Annotated in this window: 23 protein-coding genes; 5 read left to right on the top strand and 18 right to left on the bottom strand. The window is 71.7% G+C overall.

Annotation, left to right across the window (positions count from 1 at the left end; all coding sequences use genetic code 11):
• Positions 1-7: 7 nt before the first annotated feature.
• Positions 8-3,412 carry a pyruvate carboxylase gene (locus ACTHMF_RS11290; RefSeq protein ID WP_440317615.1) on the bottom strand — a complete coding sequence of 1,135 codons (3,405 nt, stop codon included), beginning with the start codon at positions 3,410-3,412 and terminating at the stop codon, positions 8-10.
• Positions 3,413-3,482: 70 nt separating this feature from the next.
• Here ACTHMF_RS11290 and ACTHMF_RS11285 point away from each other — a divergent pair, with 70 nt between their 5' ends.
• Positions 3,483-4,301 carry a ParA family protein gene (locus tag ACTHMF_RS11285; RefSeq protein ID WP_314146379.1) on the top strand — a complete coding sequence of 273 codons (819 nt, stop codon included), beginning with the start codon at positions 3,483-3,485 and terminating at the stop codon, positions 4,299-4,301.
• An 88-nt stretch (positions 4,302-4,389) separates the two neighbouring features.
• Here the strand turns inward: ACTHMF_RS11285 and ACTHMF_RS11280 are convergent, their stop codons facing one another.
• From ACTHMF_RS11280 to ACTHMF_RS11260, 5 genes are all read right to left on the bottom strand, one after another.
• Positions 4,390-4,941 (bottom strand): MerR family transcriptional regulator, encoded by a 552-nt coding sequence (locus ACTHMF_RS11280; RefSeq protein WP_314146377.1) that lies wholly within the window; start codon positions 4,939-4,941, stop codon positions 4,390-4,392.
• Between the two features lie 132 nt (positions 4,942-5,073).
• Positions 5,074-5,766 carry a transcriptional regulator FtsR gene (ftsR, locus tag ACTHMF_RS11275; RefSeq protein ID WP_314146376.1) on the bottom strand — a complete coding sequence of 231 codons (693 nt, stop codon included), beginning with the start codon at positions 5,764-5,766 and terminating at the stop codon, positions 5,074-5,076.
• Between the two features lies 1 nt (position 5,767).
• A complete protein-coding gene (locus ACTHMF_RS11270) occupies positions 5,768-6,217 on the bottom strand; it encodes an FHA domain-containing protein (RefSeq protein WP_399552869.1) in 450 nt (149 codons plus the stop codon).
• Between the two features lie 70 nt (positions 6,218-6,287).
• The gene (locus tag ACTHMF_RS11265) at positions 6,288-6,917 is read right to left on the bottom strand and encodes a CDP-alcohol phosphatidyltransferase family protein (RefSeq protein WP_314146374.1); all 630 of its coding nucleotides are present in this window, start codon (positions 6,915-6,917) and stop codon (positions 6,288-6,290) included.
• A 54-nt stretch (positions 6,918-6,971) separates the two neighbouring features.
• Positions 6,972-7,607, bottom strand: a complete 636-nt coding sequence (locus ACTHMF_RS11260) for a hypothetical protein (protein WP_440317612.1) — start codon at positions 7,605-7,607, stop codon at positions 6,972-6,974.
• 259 nt (positions 7,608-7,866) lie between these two features.
• On the opposite strand from ACTHMF_RS11260, the gene ACTHMF_RS11255 reads away from it, so the two are divergent.
• Positions 7,867-8,700, top strand: coding sequence for a DUF1295 domain-containing protein (locus tag ACTHMF_RS11255; RefSeq protein ID WP_440317610.1), 834 nt, complete (start codon positions 7,867-7,869; stop codon positions 8,698-8,700).
• Here ACTHMF_RS11255 and ACTHMF_RS11250 read toward each other — a convergent pair.
• On the bottom strand, positions 8,622-9,128 hold the full coding sequence (locus ACTHMF_RS11250; protein ID WP_440317608.1) for a hypothetical protein: 507 nt from the start codon (positions 9,126-9,128) through the stop codon (positions 8,622-8,624). The two genes, ACTHMF_RS11255 and ACTHMF_RS11250, sit on opposite strands and share 79 nt — an antisense overlap.
• Positions 9,129-9,197: 69 nt before the next feature.
• Between ACTHMF_RS11250 and ACTHMF_RS11245 the strand changes: the two genes are divergently transcribed.
• Positions 9,198-9,587 carry a VOC family protein gene (locus tag ACTHMF_RS11245; RefSeq protein WP_440317606.1) on the top strand — a complete coding sequence of 130 codons (390 nt, stop codon included), beginning with the start codon at positions 9,198-9,200 and terminating at the stop codon, positions 9,585-9,587.
• Positions 9,588-9,744: 157 nt separating this feature from the next.
• On the opposite strand, the gene ACTHMF_RS11240 is transcribed toward ACTHMF_RS11245, so the two are convergent.
• The 4 genes from ACTHMF_RS11240 to ACTHMF_RS11225 form a co-directional block, all read right to left on the bottom strand.
• Complete coding sequence (locus ACTHMF_RS11240; RefSeq protein WP_440317604.1) at positions 9,745-10,557, bottom strand: DUF72 domain-containing protein; 813 nt, start codon at positions 10,555-10,557, stop codon at positions 9,745-9,747.
• Positions 10,557-10,928 (bottom strand): RNA-binding S4 domain-containing protein, encoded by a 372-nt coding sequence (locus ACTHMF_RS11235; protein WP_440317602.1) that lies wholly within the window; start codon positions 10,926-10,928, stop codon positions 10,557-10,559. The genes ACTHMF_RS11240 and ACTHMF_RS11235 overlap by 1 nt, the downstream gene beginning before the upstream one ends.
• Position 10,929: 1 nt before the next feature.
• The gene (locus ACTHMF_RS11230; RefSeq protein WP_440317600.1) at positions 10,930-11,418 is read right to left on the bottom strand and encodes a hypothetical protein; all 489 of its coding nucleotides are present in this window, start codon (positions 11,416-11,418) and stop codon (positions 10,930-10,932) included.
• 98 nt (positions 11,419-11,516) lie between these two features.
• Positions 11,517-12,464 (bottom strand): DnaJ domain-containing protein, encoded by a 948-nt coding sequence (locus tag ACTHMF_RS11225; protein ID WP_314146363.1) that lies wholly within the window; start codon positions 12,462-12,464, stop codon positions 11,517-11,519.
• Positions 12,465-12,590: 126 nt separating this feature from the next.
• Between ACTHMF_RS11225 and ACTHMF_RS11220 the strand changes: the two genes are divergently transcribed.
• Positions 12,591-12,983: a glyoxalase superfamily protein gene (locus ACTHMF_RS11220; RefSeq protein ID WP_440317599.1), complete on the top strand. Its 393-nt coding sequence runs from the start codon at positions 12,591-12,593 to the stop codon at positions 12,981-12,983.
• On the opposite strand, the gene ACTHMF_RS11215 is transcribed toward ACTHMF_RS11220, so the two are convergent.
• From ACTHMF_RS11215 to ACTHMF_RS11190, 6 genes are read right to left on the bottom strand one after another with little or no spacing between them, the layout of a single operon-like run.
• Positions 12,968-13,846 (bottom strand): prenyltransferase, encoded by an 879-nt coding sequence (locus ACTHMF_RS11215; RefSeq protein ID WP_440317598.1) that lies wholly within the window; start codon positions 13,844-13,846, stop codon positions 12,968-12,970. The two genes, ACTHMF_RS11220 and ACTHMF_RS11215, sit on opposite strands and share 16 nt — an antisense overlap.
• Positions 13,843-14,172, bottom strand: a complete 330-nt coding sequence (locus tag ACTHMF_RS11210) for a lycopene cyclase domain-containing protein (protein ID WP_440317596.1) — start codon at positions 14,170-14,172, stop codon at positions 13,843-13,845. Before ACTHMF_RS11210 ends, ACTHMF_RS11215 begins: the two co-directional genes overlap by 4 nt.
• Positions 14,169-14,492 (bottom strand): lycopene cyclase domain-containing protein, encoded by a 324-nt coding sequence (locus ACTHMF_RS11205; protein ID WP_440317595.1) that lies wholly within the window; start codon positions 14,490-14,492, stop codon positions 14,169-14,171. The genes ACTHMF_RS11210 and ACTHMF_RS11205 overlap by 4 nt, the downstream gene beginning before the upstream one ends.
• The gene (crtI, locus tag ACTHMF_RS11200; protein WP_440317593.1) at positions 14,489-16,102 is read right to left on the bottom strand and encodes a phytoene desaturase family protein; all 1,614 of its coding nucleotides are present in this window, start codon (positions 16,100-16,102) and stop codon (positions 14,489-14,491) included. The genes ACTHMF_RS11205 and crtI overlap by 4 nt, the downstream gene beginning before the upstream one ends.
• A complete protein-coding gene (locus tag ACTHMF_RS11195) occupies positions 16,099-16,998 on the bottom strand; it encodes a phytoene/squalene synthase family protein (protein ID WP_314146355.1) in 900 nt (299 codons plus the stop codon). Before ACTHMF_RS11195 ends, crtI begins: the two co-directional genes overlap by 4 nt.
• Entirely contained in the window at positions 16,995-18,107 is a 1,113-nt protein-coding gene (locus ACTHMF_RS11190; RefSeq protein ID WP_440317591.1) for a polyprenyl synthetase family protein, read from the bottom strand. The genes ACTHMF_RS11195 and ACTHMF_RS11190 overlap by 4 nt, the downstream gene beginning before the upstream one ends.
• 75 nt (positions 18,108-18,182) lie before the next feature.
• Here ACTHMF_RS11190 and ACTHMF_RS11185 point away from each other — a divergent pair, with 75 nt between their 5' ends.
• Positions 18,183-18,743 carry a MarR family winged helix-turn-helix transcriptional regulator gene (locus ACTHMF_RS11185; protein WP_440317589.1) on the top strand — a complete coding sequence of 187 codons (561 nt, stop codon included), beginning with the start codon at positions 18,183-18,185 and terminating at the stop codon, positions 18,741-18,743.
• Here the strand turns inward: ACTHMF_RS11185 and ACTHMF_RS11180 are convergent.
• Entirely contained in the window at positions 18,703-20,208 is a 1,506-nt protein-coding gene (locus tag ACTHMF_RS11180; protein WP_440317587.1) for an SDR family oxidoreductase, read from the bottom strand. The genes ACTHMF_RS11185 and ACTHMF_RS11180 overlap by 41 nt on opposite strands.
• Between the last annotated feature and the right edge of the window lie 13 nt (positions 20,209-20,221).

The following is a 20,221-nucleotide window of genomic DNA, read 5'->3' as shown; positions in this document are numbered from 1 at the left end:
TACGGCCCTACGCGGGCGTGATGACGACGAGCAGGTCGCCGGCATCCACCTGCTGGGTCTTCGGGATGGCCAGGCGCTCCACCGTGCCGGCGATGGGCGCGGTGATCGCCGCCTCCATCTTCATCGCCTCGATCGAGGCGACGGCCTGGCCGGCGGCGACGACGTCGCCGGGGCTGACCTGCAGGGTGACGACGCCCGAGAACGGCGCGGCGATCTGGCCGGGCTTGGCGGTGTCCGCCTTCTCGGCCGCCTTCGTCTCCACGACGATGCTGCGGTCGCGGACGAAGACCGGGCGCAGCTGGCCGTTGAGCGTGGTCATGACGGTGCGCATGCCCTTCTCGTCCGCCTCGCCGATCGCCTCGAGGCCGATGTACAGCCGGACGCCCTTGCTGAACTCGATGACGTGCTCCGAGCCGGGCTTCAGGCCGTAGAGGTAGTCGAGCGAGTCGACGACGGACAGGTCGCCGAAGAGCTCGCGCATCTGCTCGAAGATGCGGGTCGGTGCCGGAAACAGCAGCCGGTTGAGCGTCGCCCTGCGCTCCGCGCTCGAGCCCTCCAGGGCCTCGGCGTCGGCGGCGGACAGGTCCTCGACGCCGACCTTGACGGTCTTGCCCTCCAGCACCTTGGTGCGGAACGGCTCCGGCCAGCCGCCGGGCAGCTCGCCCAGCTCGCCGGCCATGAAGCCGACCACCGAGTCGGGGATGTCGTAGTTCTGCGGGTTCTCGGCGAAGTCGTCCGGGTCGGCGTGCACCGCGGCGAGGTGCAGGGCCAGGTCGCCGACGACCTTGGACGACGGCGTCACCTTCGGGATGCGGCCGAGGATGCGGTTGGCCGCCGTGTACATGTCCTCGACGAGCTCGAAGTCCTCGGCGAGGCCGAGCGCCTTCGCCTGCTGGCGCAGGTTGGACAGCTGGCCGCCCGGGATCTCGTGCTTGTAGACGCGACCGGTCGGGCCGGGCAGGCCGGACTCGAACGGCGCGTAGACGTGGCGGACGGCCTCCCAGTACGGCTCGAGGTCCTCGACGGCGGACAGCGAGATGCCGGTGTCGCGCTCGGTGTGCGCGAGCGCGGCGACGAGGGCAGAGGCGCTCGGCTGGCTGGTGGTGCCGGCCATCGGGGCGCTCGCGACGTCCACCGCGTCCGCACCGGCGCGCGAGGCGGCGAGCAGGGTCGCCAGCTGGCCGCCCGGGGTGTCGTGGGTGTGCACGTGCACCGGGAGGTCGAACCGCTCGCGGAACGCGGCCACCAGCTTCTCGGCGGCGGCGGGACGCAGCAGGCCCGCCATGTCCTTGATGGCGAGGATGTGCGCGCCGGAGGCGACGATCTGCTCGGCGAGACCCAGGTAGTAGTCGAGGGTGTAGAGGTCCTCGTTCGGGTCGAGCAGGTCGCCGGTGTAGCAGACGGCGACCTCCGCGACGGCCGTTCCGGTGGCGAGCACCGACTCGATCGCCGGGCGCATCTGGGAGACGTCGTTCAGGGCGTCGAAGATGCGGAAGATGTCGACACCGGTCGCGGCGGCCTCGCGCACGAACGCGTCGGTGACCTGCGTCGGGTACGGCGTGTAGCCGACAGTGTTGCGGCCGCGCAGCAGCATCTGGATGTTGATGTTCGGCAGTTCCTCGCGGAGCGCGGCCAGGCGCTGCCACGGGTCCTCGCCGAGGAAGCGGAGCGCGACGTCGTAGGTCGCGCCTCCCCACGCCTCCACCGAGAGCAGCTCCGGCGTCATCCGCGCGACGTACGGCGCGACGGCGAGCAGGTCCCTGGTGCGCACGCGGGTCGCCAGCAGCGACTGGTGGGCGTCGCGGAACGTGGTCTCGGTGACCGCGAGCGCCTTCTGCTCGCGGAGCGCCTTCGCGAAGCCCTCTGGGCCGAGCTCCAGCAGGCGCTGGCGCGAGCCGGACGGAGCGGGGACGCTCAGATCGATGCGCGGCAGCTTCTCGATCGGGTCTGCGGTCTCCGGACGGGCGCCGTTCGGCTGGTTGACGGTGACGTCGGCGAGCCAGTTGAGCACCTTGGTGCCGCGGTCCTTGGACGCGCGGCCCTTGAACAGCTCCGGCCGCTCCTCGATGAACGAGGTGGAGACGTTGCCGGCGATGAAGTCGGCGTCCTCCATCACGGCCTGCAGGAACGGGATGTTCGTGGCGACGCCGCGCACGCGGAACTCCGCGAGCGCGCGGCGGGCGCGGAGCACGGCGGCGGGGAAGTCGCGGCCGCGGCAGATCAGCTTGGCCAGCATCGAATCGAAGTGCGGGCTGATCTGGGCGCCCGGGTTGATGGTTCCGCCGTCGAGGCGGATGCCGGCGCCGCCCGGCGAGCGGTACGTGGTGATCTTGCCGGTGTCGGGACGGAAGCCCGCCGTCGGGTCCTCGGTCGTGATGCGGCACTGCAGGGCGGCGCCGCGCATGTGCACGGTGTCCTGGCTGAGGCCGAGGTCGGCGAGGGTCTCCCCCGCCGCGATGCGGATCTGGGACTGCACGAGGTCGACGTCGGTGATCTCCTCGGTGACCGTGTGCTCCACCTGGATGCGCGGGTTCATCTCGATGAACACGTGCTGGCCGGCGCGCTCGCCCGCGGTGTCGAGCAGGAACTCGACGGTTCCGGCGTTCTCGTAGTTGATCGACTTGGCGAAGGCGACGGCGTCGCGGTAGAGCGCCTGCCGGATGTCCTCGGAGAGGTTCGGCGCCGGCGCGATCTCAACCACCTTCTGGTGGCGGCGCTGCACGGAGCAGTCGCGCTCGAACAGGTGCATCGTCTCGCCGCTGCCGTCGGCGAGGATCTGGACCTCGATGTGCCGGGGGCGCAGAACGGCCTGCTCCAGGAACATCGTCGGGTCGCCGAACGCGCTGTCGGCCTCGCGCATCGCCTCCTCGAGCGCGGGGCGCAGCTCCTCCTTGCTGTTCACGCGGCGCATTCCGCGGCCGCCGCCTCCGGCGACCGCCTTGGCGAAGATCGGGAAGCCGATCTCATCGGCGCCGGCGAGCAGCTCGTCGATGTCGCGCGACGGCGGCGTCGACTTCAGCACCGGGACGCCGGCGGCGATCGCGTGCTCCTTGGCCGTGACCTTGTTGCCCGCCATCTCGAGCACCTCGGCGCGCGGGCCGATGAAGGCGATGCCTGCGGCGCGGGCCGCGTCGGCGAGCTCCGGGTTCTCGGAGAGGAAGCCGTATCCGGGGTAGATCGCGTCTGCACCGGACTCCTTGGCGACGCGGATGATCTCCTGGACATCCAGGTAGGCGCGGACCGGGTGGCCGGGCTCGCCGATCTGGTACGCCTCGTCGGCCTTCAGGCGGTGCATCGAGTTGCGGTCTTCGTACGGGAAGACCGCGACGGTCTGCGCTCCCAGCTCATAGGCGGCCCGGAAGGCACGGATCGCGATTTCACCGCGGTTGGCAACGAGGATCTTACGGAACATGCGGACCTTTCGAGCAGGGGTCGACACCACACAGCAAACGGTTAGGTTCTCCAAGACTAGTAAAGGTAACGTGGCTCTCGTGCACGTACTCAGCGTTAGTTCCCTCAAGGGCGGTGTCGGAAAGACCACGGTGACGCTTGGGCTTGCCTCGGCGGCGTTCGCGAAAGGGCTGCGGACGCTGGTCGTCGACCTCGACCCGCAGTCGGACGTCTCGACCGGCATGGACATCCAGGTCGCCGGGCATCTGAACGTCGCGGACGTGCTCGCCTCCCCCAAGGAGAAGATCGTGCGCGCCGCGATCGCGCCCTCCGGCTGGACGAAGGGCCGCAGCGGCAAGATCGACGTGATGATCGGCAGCCCGTCCGCCATCAACTTCGACGGGCCGCACCCGAGCATCCGGGACATCTGGAAGCTCGAGGAGGCGCTCGCGAACGTCGAGCACGACTACGAGCTCGTCCTCATCGACTGCGCGCCGTCGCTGAACGCGCTGACCCGCACCGCGTGGGCCGCGAGCGACCGCGTCGCCGTCGTCACCGAGCCTGGCCTGTTCTCGGTGGCCGCCGCCGACCGCGCGCTGCGCGCGATCGAGGAGATCCGCCGCGGGCTCTCGCCGCGCCTCCAGCCGCTGGGCATCATCGTGAACCGCGCCCGCGTGCAGTCGCTCGAGCACCAGTTCCGGATCAAGGAGTTGCGTGACATGTTCGGCCCGCTCGTGCTCTCCCCGCAGCTGCCCGAGCGCACCTCGCTGCAGCAGGCGCAGGGCGCGGCGAAGCCGCTGCACGTCTGGCCGGGCGAGAGCGCGCAGGAGATGGCGCACAACTTCGACCTGCTCCTGGAGCGGGTGCTGCGCACCGCGCGCATCGGCGAGTACGCCACCGCCGGCTCCTGACCCGCGCTTACTACGCCTCGAGCGGTGAGTCGTTGCGCCTATTCGGCGTGAGTGGCGACGTCATGTCACCACTCGATCGCGAACAGGCTCAGGAGGCCTTGGACTTGGCGGCGCGACGGGCGGCGAGCTCGTCGAGCGAGTCGGCCTGGGTGTCCAGCTCGACCAGCGAGGACTCGACCTCGCGGAGGACCTTGCCGACGGCGATGCCGAAGACGCCCTGGCCGCGGCTGACGAGGTCGATCACCTCGTCATTGGAGGTGCAGAGGTAGACGCTCGCGCCGTCGCTCATCAGCGTGGTCTGCGCCAGGTCGTTGACACCGGCCTCGCGGAGCTGGTTGACGGCGGTGCGGATCTGCTGGAGCGAGATGCCGGTGTCGAGCAGGCGCTTCACCAGCTTGAGGACGAGGATGTCGCGGAAGCCGTAGAGGCGCTGCGAGCCGCTTCCCGCGGCGCCGCGGACGGTCGGCTCGACCAGCCCGGTGCGCGCCCAGTAGTCGAGCTGGCGGTAGGAGATGCCGGCGGCGCGGGCCGCGACGGCACCGCGGTAGCCGTTCGCGTCGTCCATCTCGGGGAGGCCGTCCGTGAACAGCAGCCCGAGGTCGTACCGGGCAGCGTCGCTGTCACGACTCAGTTCGCTCATGGTCTCTGCCTCTCGCCCGGTTCGCGCGTTGACGCGCCTCGAAGGTGGCGCTTCACCCACGGTACCCATCGCCCGCGCGTCGGGCAACGACATCGGGCCATTCGGCATCGGCGTGTCGAGACCGCCGACCGGTCACGGGCGGATGCGCGCGAGCGACGAGCGGATGATGCTGCCGCGGACGACGTCGAGGTGCGCGGCGATCTCGCGCGCCAGCTCGGCGGTCTGCGCCTTCGCCGTCACGTCGTTGCGGCGCGCGATCGGGACCAGGGCGGTCTCGATCAGCCCGATCTCGCGCTCGGCGGCGGCGCGGAAACCGCGCAGGTGCCGTGGCTCGATCCCGTTGCCGGCGAGCTCGGCGAGCGCGCGGAGCACGGTCAGCGCCTCTTCGCCGAAGCGGTCCGCCGGGGCGATGAGCGAGGCGCTGATCGCCTCCTGCAGCAGCTCCTGGCTCGCGCCCGCCTCCCGCAGCAGCTCGTCGCGGGAGAACCGGCGTCCGGCCGGGAGCATGGAGCCGGCGGGAGCGGCGCCCGGCAGCTGCGGGTTCTTGCCGGCGTCCAGGTCGGCGAGGTAGGTCTTGATGACCTTGAGCGGAAGGTAGTGGTCCCGCTGCATCCCGAGGATCGTGCGCAGCCGCTCGACGTCGGCCGGCGAGAACTTGCGGTAGCCGGACGCGGTGCGGGCCGGGGAGACGAGGCCGCGCTCCTCGAGGAAGCGCAGCTTCGACGACGACAGGTCGGGGAACTCGGGCGTCAGGCGCGCGAGCACCTGGCCGATCGAGAGCAGGGCGGGCGCGGCCGTCTGCGCCCGCGCCGCTTGCCTGGGCACGCTAACCGTTCGCCGCGGCGGCGAGGTCTTGGCGGGACGCGTAGAAGGTGAGGCGGAACTTGCCGATCTGCACCTCGGCCGAGTCGGACAGCAGCGCGCTCTCGATGCGCACGCCGTCGTAGTACGTACCGTTGAGCGAGCCGAGGTCGCGGACCTCGAACGCGGTGCCGCGCCGGGTGAACTCCGCGTGCCGGCGGGACACGGTCACGTCGTCCAGGAAGATGTCGGCGTTCGGGTGGCGTCCCGCGCTCGTCACGTCCGCGTCGAGCAGGAACCGCGCACCGGTGTTCGGGCCGCGCCGCACGATCAGGAGGGCGGAACCGGACGGCAACGCCGCGATCGCCTCCTGCTCCTCCGGCGAGATCTCGCCGTCCACCGGGAACATCTTCGACACGAACTCCTCGCCGAAGCGCGCCGTCGTGTCCTCATTCCCCGCCGCGGCATCACGCAGGGGGTTGTTCGCGGCGTCGCGATTCCGCGCGTCGTCCCCGGCGTCGGCCGGACCGTTGTTGAATGTCTCGTCAGGCACCGTCAACCTCCTCATGGTCCAGCGTATCCGATCGGCGGCCCGTGTCATCGGCCGGAAGTCGTATCACCCGGGCCGTCTCGCGGATGTAGACGATCCCCGCCCACCAGTAGAGGAACGCTCCCCACAGCGCGAACGCCCAGCCGAGCGGCAGCGAGTAGGGCGCGAGGGCGTCGAACGCCTCGCCGAGCATGAGCAGCGGGAGCGCCCAGAACAGGCAGAACGTCGCCACCTTGCCGAGGTGGTGCACCGGCAGCGGGCCGAAGCCGTGGTTCGCGAGGATGACGCCGAGCACCGCGAGCATGACATCCCGCGCGACGATGACGGCGACCAGCCACCACGGGATGACCTCGCGCCAGGCGAGCCCGATCAGGGCGGCGAAGATGTAGAGCCGGTCGGCGGCGGGGTCGAGCAGCTGGCCGAGCCGGGACACCTGGTTCAGGCGGCGGGCCAGCCAGCCGTCCAGGAAGTCGGTGATGCTGGACACGACGAGGACGAGGAGCGCGAGCGCATCCTCCCCCACGATCACGAACCCGAGGAACACCGGCACCAGTGCGAGCCGGAAGAAGCTGAGCGCGTTCGGGATCGTCCACACGCGCGAGCTGACCGCGCCGACTGCATCCACGTGTCGAGTCTATCGACGCCTTCGGCCCATTCCGCGCGGCTTCTCGGGAACCGGTCAGCGCGTCCGGTGCGGCGGGGCGGAGCCGGCCGGCCCGGTCCCCTCGACTCCCGCTGCGCCGCCGGACCCGCGGGCGCCGAGCGCGATGGCGATGGCGCCCAGGAAGACGGGAACGCCGGTGGCCAGAACACCCTGAACGGTGACGAGCGAGAGAGCGACCGGGGGAACGCTCATGCGGGCGTCCGCGCCGGCGACCTGGTGCAGGATCCACGCCGCCGCACAGGCACCCAGCGCCCACGCCGGAGCCCACAGCCAGGGCAGCGGCAGGACGCGCGCGCGGACGATCTCGGTCACGCCGATCGCGGCGAGAGCCCCCTCGGTCAGGGCCAGCGCCGACCCGTAGCCGACGGCGGTCGCACCGTCCGCCGTCATGGCCCGGGCGAGGAAGGGCTCGGCCACGAGCACCAGCGCGAGCACGGTGATGGCGGCGGTGCCGACCGGGCGTCGGGCAGTGATGCTCCCCGCGCCGCGCACTCCGAACGCGAACACGATCAGCGCGGCGGCGACGAAGGGGGGCGCGGCCACGATGCCGGCGTCCAGCAACGCGATCAGCGGCCCCGTGCTGACGCCGACGACGACGGACGCGAGCAGCAGTCCTCCGCCGAGGATCCACGTGGTACCGGCGCCGGTCACGGCGTGCGGCCTCGCCATTGGCGACCGGCTCTGCACAGAGAAGCGACGATCCTGGTTCTCATGTCGCCACCTTACATAATTCGATTTACGTCTGGAATATTTATAGGGGAGTACCGAGCCAGAATGCGCGCCATGCAGACTCTCAGCAGGTCAATGTCGGCGATCTGCGGGGGCTACTTCAACCCCTGAGCCACGTTCGGCGCGTGGCAGCTAATGATGAGCGGCGCCGTCCGCGCCGCTTCCGCCCTAAGATGTGCGGGTGGAGCCGTTTCTGATCTGCCTCTGGGTGCTCGCCGGCGTCTGTACGCTGACCTGGGTGCTCTCGCTCATCACGGGCGAGCACTCCTGGGTCGACCGGATCTGGTCGGTGGTGCCGCTGGTCTACGTCTGGATCTTCGCCGCGGCCGCCGGCCTGCAGGACGGGCGCCTGAATCTGATGGCGGCGCTCGTAACGTTGTGGGGCATCCGGCTCACGTTCAACTTCGCGCGCAAGGGCGGCTACGCGCCCGGCGGGGAGGACTACCGCTGGGAGGTGCTGCGCGGCCGGATGAGCAGGGGCGCGTTCGCGGCGTTCAACCTGTTCTTCATCGTGATCTACCAGAACGTGCTGCTGCTGCTCATCACCCTTCCCGCGTGGACGGCGTTCGAGCACCGCACGCCGCTCGGGCCGCTCGACGTGGCGTGCGCCGTGATCTTCCACCTCTTCCGGATCGGCGAGACCGGCGCCGATCAGCAGCAGTGGAACTTCCACCAGTGGAAGAAGGCGGAGAAGGCGGCGGGGCGCGAGCCGAGCCCGCGGTTCCTGCAGACCGGGCTGTTCCGGCTCTCGCGGCACCCGAACTTCTTCTTCGAGCAGGCGCAGTGGTGGGTCGTCTTCCTCTTCGGCTGCGTCGCCGCCGGCTCGCTGCTGCAGTGGACCGTGATCGGCCCTCTGCTGCTGACCGGGCTGTTCATCGGCTCCACCGTGTTCACGGAGAGCATCTCGAAGTCGCGCTACCCCGAGTACGCCGAGTATCAGGCGCGCACGTCGCCGATCGTGCCCTGGTTCCCCGGCCGCGGGAACACCGCGCGCATGTGGTCGGAGTCGAGGTAGTCGGCGACGCCGATCAGGATCAGGCTGAACAGGATCTGCTCGCTCACCATCCAGAGCGGGTAGAGGCCGGGGATCGCCGCGATCACGAGCGTGACCACCGGGAAGATCTTCGAGAACAGCCGTAGCCGCGAGTACGCCCAGTAGTAGCCCTTCTGCGCGCGCCAGGCGAAGTAGAACAGCGTGACCGTCATGCCGAGGACGACGACGGAGCGCATCCACACGGCGAACGGCACGCGCGCGCCCTGGAGCGTGAGCACGGTCGCGACGGCGACGGCGGCGACGCCGATCAGGAGCTCCGCGACCAGGAGCCAGGAGATGACGACGAACGCGCGCCGGGTGCGCGGGTGCTCCCGCCCCTCCTCCGGGACGGTGTAGCCGGCGTGCCGGCCGCCCGCGATCCGGTCGAGCCGCCTGAGAAGGGATTCCATGCCTCCACGGTAACCCGGGCGCGGAGAGCGGTGCTTCCGCCTTTCGATGGACTGGGGCAGAGTTGGCGCATGGTCACCGCACTCGACATCTTCAGCGGGTTCAGCGTCGACGACATCGACGCCGCCCGCGACTTCTACCGCGCGACGCTCGGACTGGACGTCGGCGACGGGCCGATGGGCAACCTCGACATCGCGCTGCCGGGCGGCTCCCACGTGTTCGTGTACCCCAAGCCGAACCACGAGCCGGCGAGCTTCACCATCCTGAACCTGGTGGTCGCGGACATCGACGCGGCCGTCGACGAGCTGAACACCAAGGGGGTCGTCACGAAGATCTACGACGACGCCGACTTCCCCACCGACGCGAAGGGCATCGCGCGCGGCAAGGCGGCCGGGCAGGGTCCGGACATCGCGTGGTTCCGCGATCCGGCGGGCAACGTGCTGTCCGTGCTGCAGAACTGAACCCGCCGGCGTCCGTAACGGAGGACTTTCCCTACCGCAACCCGCGATTCGCCGGTAACGGAGGAAGGGAGAGCCCGGGAGCCGCGAGTCTCCTCCGTTTCGCTCACGCAACGCACCGATCCGGAGGGCGCAGAACTCCGGGGCGGATGGCGGCGGCTCAGGCGAGGCGCTCGCGCAGCGCCATCGCGTCGACGGGCGAGCGGACCTTGGCGTCGTTGTCGAAGTAGGCGTAGACGTCGCGGCCGTCGGCCAGCCAGGCCCGGATGTCGCCCGCCCAGCGGTCCAGCGCCTCCGGGGTGTAGCCGGAGACGTAGAGCTCCTCGTCGCCGTGCAGGCGCACGTACACGAAGTCCGCGGTCACGTCCCTGAGCACGGGATACCGCCCCGCGGTGTCGGCGACGACGACCGCGGCGCCGTGCTCGCGCGCGACGGCGGCGAAGGCCGGGTCGGTGAAGCTCGGGTGCCTGGCCTCCACGGCGTGCCGGAGCGGGGCGTCCGCGACGTCGGCGGCGAGGTCGGCCCTGTCCTCGTCGAGGGTGGCCTCGCGGGCGAGCACCCGCGCCTCCGCGACGGTCTTCGGCAGCAGGGCGAGGAACGCGTCGAGCGCCTCGGCGTCCAGCTGCAGGGTGGGCGGCAGCTGCCACAGCAGCGGGCCGAGCTTGGGACCGAGAGTGAGCACGCCGGAGGCGAAGAAGTTCGCGAGCGCGCCCCGGCAGTTCCGCAACCGCAGGATGTGCGTGATGTAGCGGCCGCCCTTGACCGCGAAGACGAAGTCGTCCGGGGTGTTGCGCGCCCAGGTGCGGTAGCTGGTCGGGCGCTGCAGGGAGTAGAAGCTGCCATTGATCTCGATGGAGTCCATCCGCTCCGCGGCGTACTCCAGCTCGGCGCGGTGCGGCAGCCCCTTGGGGTAGAAGACGCCGCGCCACGGCGCGTACGTCCAGCCGGAGATGCCGACCAGCGCCCGCGCCATCAGCGGCCCCGGAGCTGCTCGATCAGCCGGCGGTCGCGCTTGGTGGGCCGGCCGGCGCCGCGCTCGCGCAGGACCGTGGCCGGCGCCTCGGTCTTCGGGGGCGGCGGCGGTGTCCTGTCCTCGAAGCAGTCCGCGGCGACCGCGGCGCCGACCCGCTTCACGATGAGCCGGCGCGCGATGTAGATCTTCTCGGTGCCGGAGACGAACGCGCGCACCTCATCCCCCACCTTGACGGGCTGGGACGGCTTCGCGCGGTCGCCGTTGACCTTCAGGTGGCCGGCCTTGCAGGCGTCCGACGCCGCCGAGCGGGTCTTGAACAGCCGCACGGCCCACGCCCAGGAGTCGACGCGGACGCTCGTCGGAGACGGCACGTCAGACCGCCGCCTCCGCGGTCTGCGCGGTCTCCGCCGCCTCGGCCGCCTCGGCCGCCAGGTCGGCCTTCCACTTCACGAGGCTGCGCACCGTCCGGCTGCGGTCGCGGGCGAGCTTCTCCATCACGTCGGCGGGCACGAAGTAGTTGACGGCCACCCAGCCGCGCACGGTCTCCGACCGGTCGTCGGCGAGCATCCGGAGGATGTCGCACGGCGTCGCCTCGTTCTTGGCGACGCAGCCGCGCACGCCGTCGTCCGGGTCTTTCGCGAGCGTCAGGAACAGGTCCTCCGGGGTGTTGTAGCTGGACGCGACCGCCTCCCGGATCTTGGGGTTCGCGTCCGTGGCGAGCAGGCGCAGCCGCCGGATCTTGCTCTCGGTCACCTCGGGCGCCGGGTGCAGGGCCGCGGCCTCCTCCGCGGTGAGCATCGCCGGGGCGTACTCGCGCATGGCCTGTCGCTGGGCGGGGGTGTTGAACCGGATGCAGGACATGCTTCCACCGTACGCGCCCGTCCCCGTGCGTGGCGCTCCCCGCGCCGTGATCGGTTCCGAGCGTGAAGAACTCCGGAAGCGAGGGCTCGGGGCGACCGCTAGACGAAGCGGACAGCCTCCTGGAGACGCGGACGGAGCTCGAACGCGCGATCGACGCTCTCGCGGCCCGCCGCGTTCGCGCCGTCGCGGAGGATCTTCGGCAGCAGCGACCGGCGCACCAGCAGCGACCCGGCCAGCCGGCCGCGCTGGACGACGTCGAACGGGACGACGAGGGCGTCGTCCGGCACGACGACGATGTGGCCGGTGAACCGGACGCCCGCCTGCCTGCCGAAGCTCTTGGCGGACCGGTACAGCTCGTGCAGCGGCTCCTCGTCATGCGGGATGCCGGGCCCGACCACCTCGCCCTTGGCCAGCTTCACCTCGCTCCCCCAGTCGGCGGAGCGGATCGCGAACAGGCCGGCCGGCCCGAGGACGATGTGGTCGAGCTTCTCGTCGCTCGCCGGGTGCACGGCGACGTCGTTCCAGATGGTGAAGCCGATGCCGAGCGAGGACACCGCGCGCGCCGTCGCCTCCTCGGCGAGCGCGACCGCGAGCAACTGCCGGATCTCGCGCGGGGCGGAGCGGACGAGCGCGGGATCGTACGGGTCGTCGAGCTCGGTGCCCCTGCCCATCCACTCGCGCATGAGGGTCAGGAAGCGCTCGCGGGCCTGACCGCCGGGATGGCCGTAGCTGCGGGCGCGCACGCTCGCCCCGCGCGAGGAGGACCGGGTCTGGTGGACGGTCGCGCTGAAGCCGCCCGCTCCGGAGTCGCCGGACACGGCGTCCATCACCAGGGACTCGCCGCGGTCGTAGCGGGCGCGGTCCTGCGGGTCGCCGACGAGCTCCCAGGCCGCCTGCACCGCCTGGAACGCGGCCGCCGTGCCCCCGGTGTCCGGGTGCGTCTCGCGGGCGAGTCTGCGGTACGCGCGGCGCAGCTCCTCCTGGCTCACGGTCGAGCTGACGCCGAGGACTTCGTACGGGGTCGGCGCGGCGGGACTGTCGCTCATGGAGGTCGAGACTAGCGTGCGTCGCCGTGGATTCGCCGGATTCGGATTGCGGCCGGAACCTGACCGCTATGCCGAATAGGCTCGAAGGACAGCGAGAGAAACCGACATCGAAGGAAGGCAACGACCATGACGATCAGCGACTGGCGCATCGAGCTCATCATCGTCCCCGTGACGGACATCGACCGGGCGAAAGAGTTCTACGTCGACAGGCTCGGCTGGAACGCCGACCACGACCACCGCGTCTCGCCGACGCTGCGCTTCGTGCAGGTCACCCCTCCCGGGTCCGCCTGCTCGATCGCGTTCGGCGAGGGGCTCACCGACATGGAGCCCGGGACGATGAAGGGCCTGCAGATCGTGATCCCGGACGCGGACGCCGCACTCGCCCACCTCACCGAGAACGGCGTGGACGCCCAGGGCGTCGCCGACCTCGCGTGGGGCCGGTTCGTGACCTTCACCGACCCGGACGGCAACGGCTGGAGCCTGCAGCAGCTGGTGCGGCCGGATCAGCCGAGCGCGTAGGCGATCAGCAGCAGGGTGACGACGAACCCGCACGCGTAGTTGATCCACAGGAAGCGCCGCCAGCCCCGGTTGGCGGCGCTCGCGCGTTCGTCCGGCAGGCTCCAGTAGGGCAGCGCGGTCGCGATGTACGGCAGCGCGAGCAGCGCGGCGACCGGGCCCGGCCACGGGGTCGCGAGCATCGCGCTGCCGGCGAGGGCCCACGCGGCGATCGCGAACCGGGTCGTCCCCGCCGCGCCGAACACGGTCGCGATCGAGGCGATGCCCGCCTCCCGGTCCGGGACGACATCCTGCACGGCGCCGAAGGCGTGGCTGCCGATCCCCCACAGGAAGAACGCGGCGAGGATCAGCCAGAGCCCTGGCGTGAACGTGGCCCCCGCGAGCACCAGACCGTAGAGGGCGGGGCTCACGAAGTGCGTGCTCGATGTCAGCGAGTCCAGGACGGGGATCTCCTTGAAGCGCAGCCCGCGCATCGAGTACGCGAGCACCGCGAACACGCTCAGCGCGAGGACCAGCCAGGACAGCGGCGAGCCGACGACGACCAGGTAGACCAGGAACGGGACGTTCGTCACCGCCGCCGCGATCAGCGTCCTCCGGTGCAGGCCGGGGTCGAGCAGCGCACCCTCGGCTCCGCCCTTGCGCGGGTTGCGGAGGTCGGACTCGTAGTCGAACACGTCGTTCACGCCGTACATCGCCAGGTTGTACGGGATGAGGAAGTACAGCGTCCCGATCACGAGCGTCGCGTCCACCCGCCCGGTCGTCAGCAGGTACGCGGCGGCGAACGGGAAGGCGGTGTTGATCCAGCTGAGCGGCCGGGAGGCGAGCAGCAGCTGCCGCAGCGGGCGCGCGGCGACCGTGGCGGTCACGACGCGCCTCCGTCGCGCCGCCGCCCGAGCAGCAGCCAGAGCGCCGGCAGCAGCAGCAGACCGGCGAGCGGGTAGGCGAAGTCCTCGATCGGCACGAGCCCCAGCCGGACGCCGGACGTGTTGGCGTCGGTGTACCGCATCAGGCCGGCGGCGATCATCAGGTTGTCGAAGACGGCGGTCAGCACAGCCAGGGCGACTCCCGTGATCAGCGCCGCTGGCCACCAGCGCCGCAGGAGCGCCGCGCGGTCCGGCCGGCGCGCGAGCGCCACCGCCAGCACGACGGCGGCGACGGCGAGGAACACGACGCTGATCAGCAGGTAGGTCACGTCTTCCTCCCGCGATCGAGCACGGCGCGCGACCCGGACAGCAGCACCAGGGTCAGGTAGCAGAGGAAGGTGAGGAAGAAGACCTCCTCGAGCGGCAGCTCCGGCGCGATGTCCACCCCGCTGAGGTAGGTCGACGCTCCGCGGGCGAACACGCCGAACGCGATCCCGGCGGCGTCCCACGCCAGGAAGAAGACGAGGCCGATCGCCAGCACGATGGCCGCCCGGCGCGTGTCCCGCCAGAACACCAGGCGGAACCGGCGGTCGAGCAGCACCATCGCGCCGAGCGCCAGCAGCAGCGCGGCCAGGTAGAGCAGGGTCACGGCACGCGCTCCCCCGCCGCCACGGGCCGCAGCGGCTCCGCGAGCGGCCCGGCGCTCTCGTCGCCGCGCAGCCGCTTGACCACCAGCTCGGCGCTGATCAGGCACATCGGCAGGCCGATGCCGGGGATGGTCGAGCAGCCGGCGTAGAACAGTCCGTCGACGTGCTTCGAGGCGTTGCCCGGCCGGAGGAACGCGCTCTGGCGCAGCGTGTGCGCGGGGCCGAGCGCTCCCCCGCTCCAGGCGTTGAAGTCGTCCGCGAAGTCACCGGGGCCCACCGTGCGGCGCACGACGATCCGGTCGGCGAGGTCCGGGATGCCCGCCCAGGCCGCGACCTGCGCGATCGCCGCGTCCGCGGTGCGCTCGACGAGGCGATCGCCATCGCCGTCGACGCCGCCGACGCCGATCGAGACGTCGGCGGGCACCGGGACCAGCACGAACAGGTTCTCGCAGCCGGGCGGAGCGACGCCGGGATCGGTCGCGCTCGGGCGGCACACGTAGAGCGACGCCGGGTCCGGGATGCCGGGGTCCGCGCCGAAGATCCGGTCGAAGTTCGCATCCCAGTCGCGCGTGAAGAACAGGCTGTGGTGGGCCAGTTGCGGCAGCTCGCCGCGGACGCCGAGCATCACCAGCACCGCGCCAGGCCCCGGGTCGCGGTGCTCCCAGCGCTGCTCGGGGTGGCTGCGCAGCTCAGGAGGGAGCAGGGCGGTCTCGGTGTGGTGCAGGTCGGCGGCAGAGACCACGACGTCGGCGTCGTGCCGGTGGCTGACTCCGGCGGCGTCCAGGTAGGTCACACCCGTCACGCCCGCGCGGCTGCGGCGTCGGCGCCGGCCGGCCGGGCTGGTGCGGATGCCGGTGACCCGCGCGCCCGTCACGATGTCGACGCCCTCCGCGGCGGCGAGGCCGGCCACGGCGTCGATCAGGGCGGCGAAGCCGCCCAGCGGATAGCGGACGCCGTCGTCGAGGTCGAGGTGGCTCATCAGGTGGTACATGCTCGGCGCGCGTTTCGGCGAGGTGCCGAGGAACACAGCAGGGTAGCCGAGGATCTGCCGCAGCCGGGTGTCCCGCACGGTGGCGGCCGCGCGCCGGTCCAGGGACTCGAACAGCAGCCGCAGCAACCGGCCGGTCCGTGCCAGCACCTCCCCGGCCAGCAGCGGCCGGTAGGAGGCGAACGTCGCGTACAGGAAGCGGTCGACGGCGAGCCGGTAGGTCTCGCGGGCGCTCGTCAGGTAGCGGTCGAGCGCCGCGGCCGCTCCCGGCTCGACGCTCTCGAACAGCGCGCGGTTGGCTGCGCCGTCCGCGCGCACGTCCAGGGGCGCGTCCGCGCCCTCGCCGAACACGCGGTAGCCGGGGTCGAGTGTGACGAGCCGCAGCTGCTCGGCCGTGCTCGTGCCGAGCAGCCGGAAGAAGTGGTCGAACACCTCCGGCATCAGGTACCAGGACGGTCCCGTGTCGAACCGGAAGCCGTCCGCCTCCCAGCTGCCCGCCCGGCCGCCGAGCTCGCGGCGCTGCTCCAGCAGGGTGACCCGGTGGCCCTCGCGCGCGAGCAGCGCGGCGGAGGCGAGACCGGCGATGCCGCCCCCGATCACGACGACGCGCTGCGGACCGGTCACCGCAACGTCCCGGTGGTCGCGCGCAGCAGGACGGCGAGCTTGGCGCGCGTCGGCACGCTGACCCGGTGCGCGAGCAGCTCGGGCGCGGGCGTCGCCCGGATCCGGTCGCTCAGCTCCGCGAACAGGCCGTGCGCGGCCAGGATGGCGCGGCGGCAGTTGTCGGGGAGCTCCGGGATGACGTCCGCCGCGGCGCCGAGATCGCAATCGATGTCGACCACGAGCGCCAGCTTCTGCCGCTCGGTGAGCCGGGCCGGGTCGATCCCGGGGAAGTAGCTGCGGTGCAGCTCGGTGTAGTCGACGGCGAGGTCGCGCAGGAAGTTGATCTTCTGGAAGGCGGCGCCGAGCCTCCGCGCGCCGTTCTCGAGCCGCCGCCGGGTCGCATCCGGGACCGGGCTGTCGTGCAGGAAGACGGCCAGGCACATCAGCCCGACCACCTCGGCCGAGCCGTAGACGTACTCGCGCAGCTCCTCCGCCGTGAAGTCCACGGGGCTCAGGTCCCGTCGCATGGAGGCGAAGAACGGCCGGGTCAGCTCGACCCCGATGCCGCAATCCCGCGCCGTCGCCGCGAACGCGTGCACGACGACGTTCGCGCTGTATCCGGTGCGCATCGCTCGTTCGGTGTCGTCCTCCAGCGCGTCCAGGAGCGCGCGCTGGTCGTCGAGGTCGAGGCCGGCCTCCGCCGCCGCGCCGTCGACGATCTCGTCGGCGACCCGCACCAGCGAGTACACGTCCTCGACGCACGGCCGCACCTCGGGCGCGAGCAGCCGGGTCGCCATGCTGAACGATGTCGAGTACTCGTGGATGATCGTCGCGGCGCTGCGGCGTGCCGCCCTGGTGTAGAGGGCGAGGTCGCTGGGCGGCGCCACGACGGGCGCTGCCGGTGCTGTCCGTGTCATGCGATCCTCCCGATGCACGAGCGTGCCACGAGCGCGAGCTCCGTGGCCAGAGCGGAGGGGACGGAGGGCTCGTCGAGCGCGTCGACCGCCTCCTGGACGTGCTCGTGCAGCAGCCGCTCCACGAAGGCACGGGCGCCGCAGTCCTCCAGGGCGGTCGCGATGCGGTCCGCGCCCTCGCGACCGAGGCCGTCGTCGCCGAAGCCGTCCGCGATCCGCGGCCACGCGTCGGTGCCGCGGGCGAAGGCTACCAGCGAGGTCTGCTTGCCCTGGCGCAGGTCGCTCACAGTGCTCTTGCCGGTCACGACCTCGTTGCCGAAGACGCCGAGCAGGTCGTCGCCGAGCTGGAAGGCGACGCCGACGAGACGGCCGTAGCCGGCGAGCGCCTCCAGCAGTCCGCCGTCGTCGTCGCGGGCACCGGCCAGCAGGGCGCCGGCGACGAGCGGTCCGGACACCGAGTAGTCCGCGGTCTTGCGCTCCGTCATGGCCATCACCTCGGCGATGTCGGCGCCGGTCATCCCGGTGGCGAGCCCGACGTCGGCGAGCTCGCCCGCCGCCGTGACCGAGATCGCGCGCTCGAGCACGTCGAGGAGCCGCTCCCGCACGGCGGCCGGAGCCTCGATCCTGGCCACCTGCCCGGTCGCGGCGTGCAGCAGCAGGTCGCCGGCGAGGATCGCTGCGGACTCCCCCCAGAGCCGGGCCCGGGGAAGCCCGGCCCCGCGGAAGAGCGCGTCAGCGGTGAACTCGCCGGCGACGTTCGGACGGCCGCGGCGGACGGTGTCGCCGTCGATCACGTCGTCGTGCAGCAGGAAGGCGGTGTGCAGCAGCTCGAAGGCGACGGCCACCCGGACGGCGGAGGCCGTCTCGGCGCCGTCGAGGCCGTGGAAGGCGGTGAGCACGAACCGGGGCCGGATGCGCTTGCCGCCCCGGGACGCGTCCCAGGCGGCCTGCCACAGCCGGCGGTAATCGTCGCCGTGCTCGGCCGCCGCCATGACCTGCTCGTCGAAGAAGGAGTCGAGCGCCGCTTCGACCTCGCTGAGCGTCGCCGCGGTCTGCGCGACCAGTCTGTTCAGCGGCGCCGACGGCGGCGCCATCGGGTGGAGCTGGGTCATGGTCCGCCCTCCCATGTCTAGCCAAGTTAGTAAATAACTTAGCACGCATCTTACAGTTGGGAATAGGATGTCCGCATGAGCTCGAAGGACGACGCGCGGCGCATCTCGCGGTCGCTCGTCGACCCCCGCGTGATCGACCCGCGCCAGGAGCTCGTCCGCCACGACGACCTCGACGATGCCGAGCTCGCGCAGGTCGTCCGGCTGCTCGAGGCCATCCGCAACTGGCGGGAGGCCGAGCAGCGGCTCAGCTTCCTCTCGCGCAACCACATGAAGCTCAACGAGACCGACATGAAGGCACTGCGGTACGTCATCGCCTCCATGAACGCCGACGTTCCCGTGACCGCCGGCGCGCTCTCCGACCACCTGCACGTCTCCACCGCGTCGGTGACCAAGCTGCTCGACCGGCTGGAGAAGGCGGGGCACGTCGTGCGCAAGCCGCACCCGACCGATCGCAGAGCGGTGACGGTGGAGATCACCCCGGAGACGCACCGCGAGGTCCGCAGGACGATGGGGATGCAGCACGCCCGCCGGTTCGAGGTCGTCAAGAAGCTGACGCCCGCCGAGCGCGAGACGGTGACCCGGTTCCTCGACGACCTCAGCGCGACCACGCTGATCGCCGCTCCGTCCGACGCGTGAGCGCCTGACGCCCGCCCTCCGCCTCCAGCACGATCCGGTTCGCCATGCCGTTGAAGATGATGCCGTGGAACGGCAGGATCGCGAACCAGTAGAGCCGGCCCGACAGCCCGCGCGGGAAGAACACCGCGCGCTGCCGGTACCGCGAGCCGCCCACCCGCGGCTCCACGCCGAGCTCCAGCCAGGCCCGGCCCGGCACCCGCATCTCGGCGCGCAGCCGCAGCCGGGAGCCGCGCTCCAGGTGCTCGACGCGCCACCAGTCGAGGGCGTCGCCGGTCTGCAGCTTGTCGGCATCCCGCCGCCCGCGACGCAGGCCGACTCCCCCGACCAGCTTGTCGGCCCAGCCGCGCAGCGCCCAGGCGAGCGGGAACGAGTACCAGCCGCGCTCGCCTCCGATGCCCTCGATCACCCGCCACACCGCGTCCGGGGCGGCGCGGCTGTCCCGCTCGCGCAGGTCGGTGAAGACCGTGTGGCCGGCCCAGTCCGGGTCGCTCGGCAGCGGGTCGCTCGCCGCGCCCGCGACGGACGCGTCCTGCCAGCTGGTCTCGACGCTGCCCGCGCGCATCCTGGCCAGCGCGAGCCGCACCGCGGCACGGTACCCGGTCAGGCCGCCGGGCGGCGGCGGGATCACGGCGTCGATGTCGTGCTCGCGCATCACGCAGTCGTACTGCAGCGACTCGATGATCGGCACGGCCAGGCCGCGCGGGATCGGCGTCACCAGGTTCACCCACTGCGACGCGAGCCAGGGCGTGAAGACCGGGAGGGAGGCGATCGGCCGCTGCGGGAGCCCCGCCTCAACGGCGTAGCCGTTCATCATCTGGCCGTAGCGCAGGATGTCCGGGCCGCCGATGTCGAACGCGCGCGACACCTCGCTCGGCAGCTCGGCGGCCTCCAGCAGGTAATGCAGCACGTCGCGCACGGCGATCGGCTGGATGCGGTTGCGCACCCAGCGCGGAGCAGGCATGTACGGCAGCACCTCGGTGAGGTGCCGGATCATCTCGAACGATGCCGACCCGGAGCCGATCACCACGCCGGCCTGCAGCACCACGGTGGGGACCCCGGACTCCAGCAGGATGCGGCCCACCGCCACCCGCGAGCGCAGGTGCCGCGAGAGCGGGCCGTCCGGGTGCAGGGCGCCGAGGTAGACGATCCGGCGAACGCCCGCTCGCTTCGCCGCGGTCGCGACGGCGCGGGCAGCGGCCGACTCCTCCTCTTCGAAGTCGCCGCGGGCGCGCATGGCGTGGACCAGGTAGTAGACGGTGTCGACACCGTCCACCGCGGCCTCGACCGCGCGCGGGTCGCCGAGGTCGCCCTGCACGACCTCCACCTGCTGCGCCCACGGGACATCGGTGAGCTTCTGCGGCGAGCGCACGAGCACCCGCACCGTGTGGCCGCGTTCGAGCAGGCGCGGGACGAGGCGCCCGCCGATGTAGCCGGTGGCTCCGGTGACGAGGATGCGCTGCTTCACCGCCCGACCATAC

It is taken from the genome of Leifsonia sp., assembly GCF_051955155.1.
Taxonomy (GTDB): Bacteria; Actinomycetota; Actinomycetes; order Actinomycetales; family Microbacteriaceae; genus Leifsonia.
The sequence above is the reverse complement of the archived record's forward strand: the minus strand, read 5'-3'. Positions and strand labels throughout refer to the sequence as shown.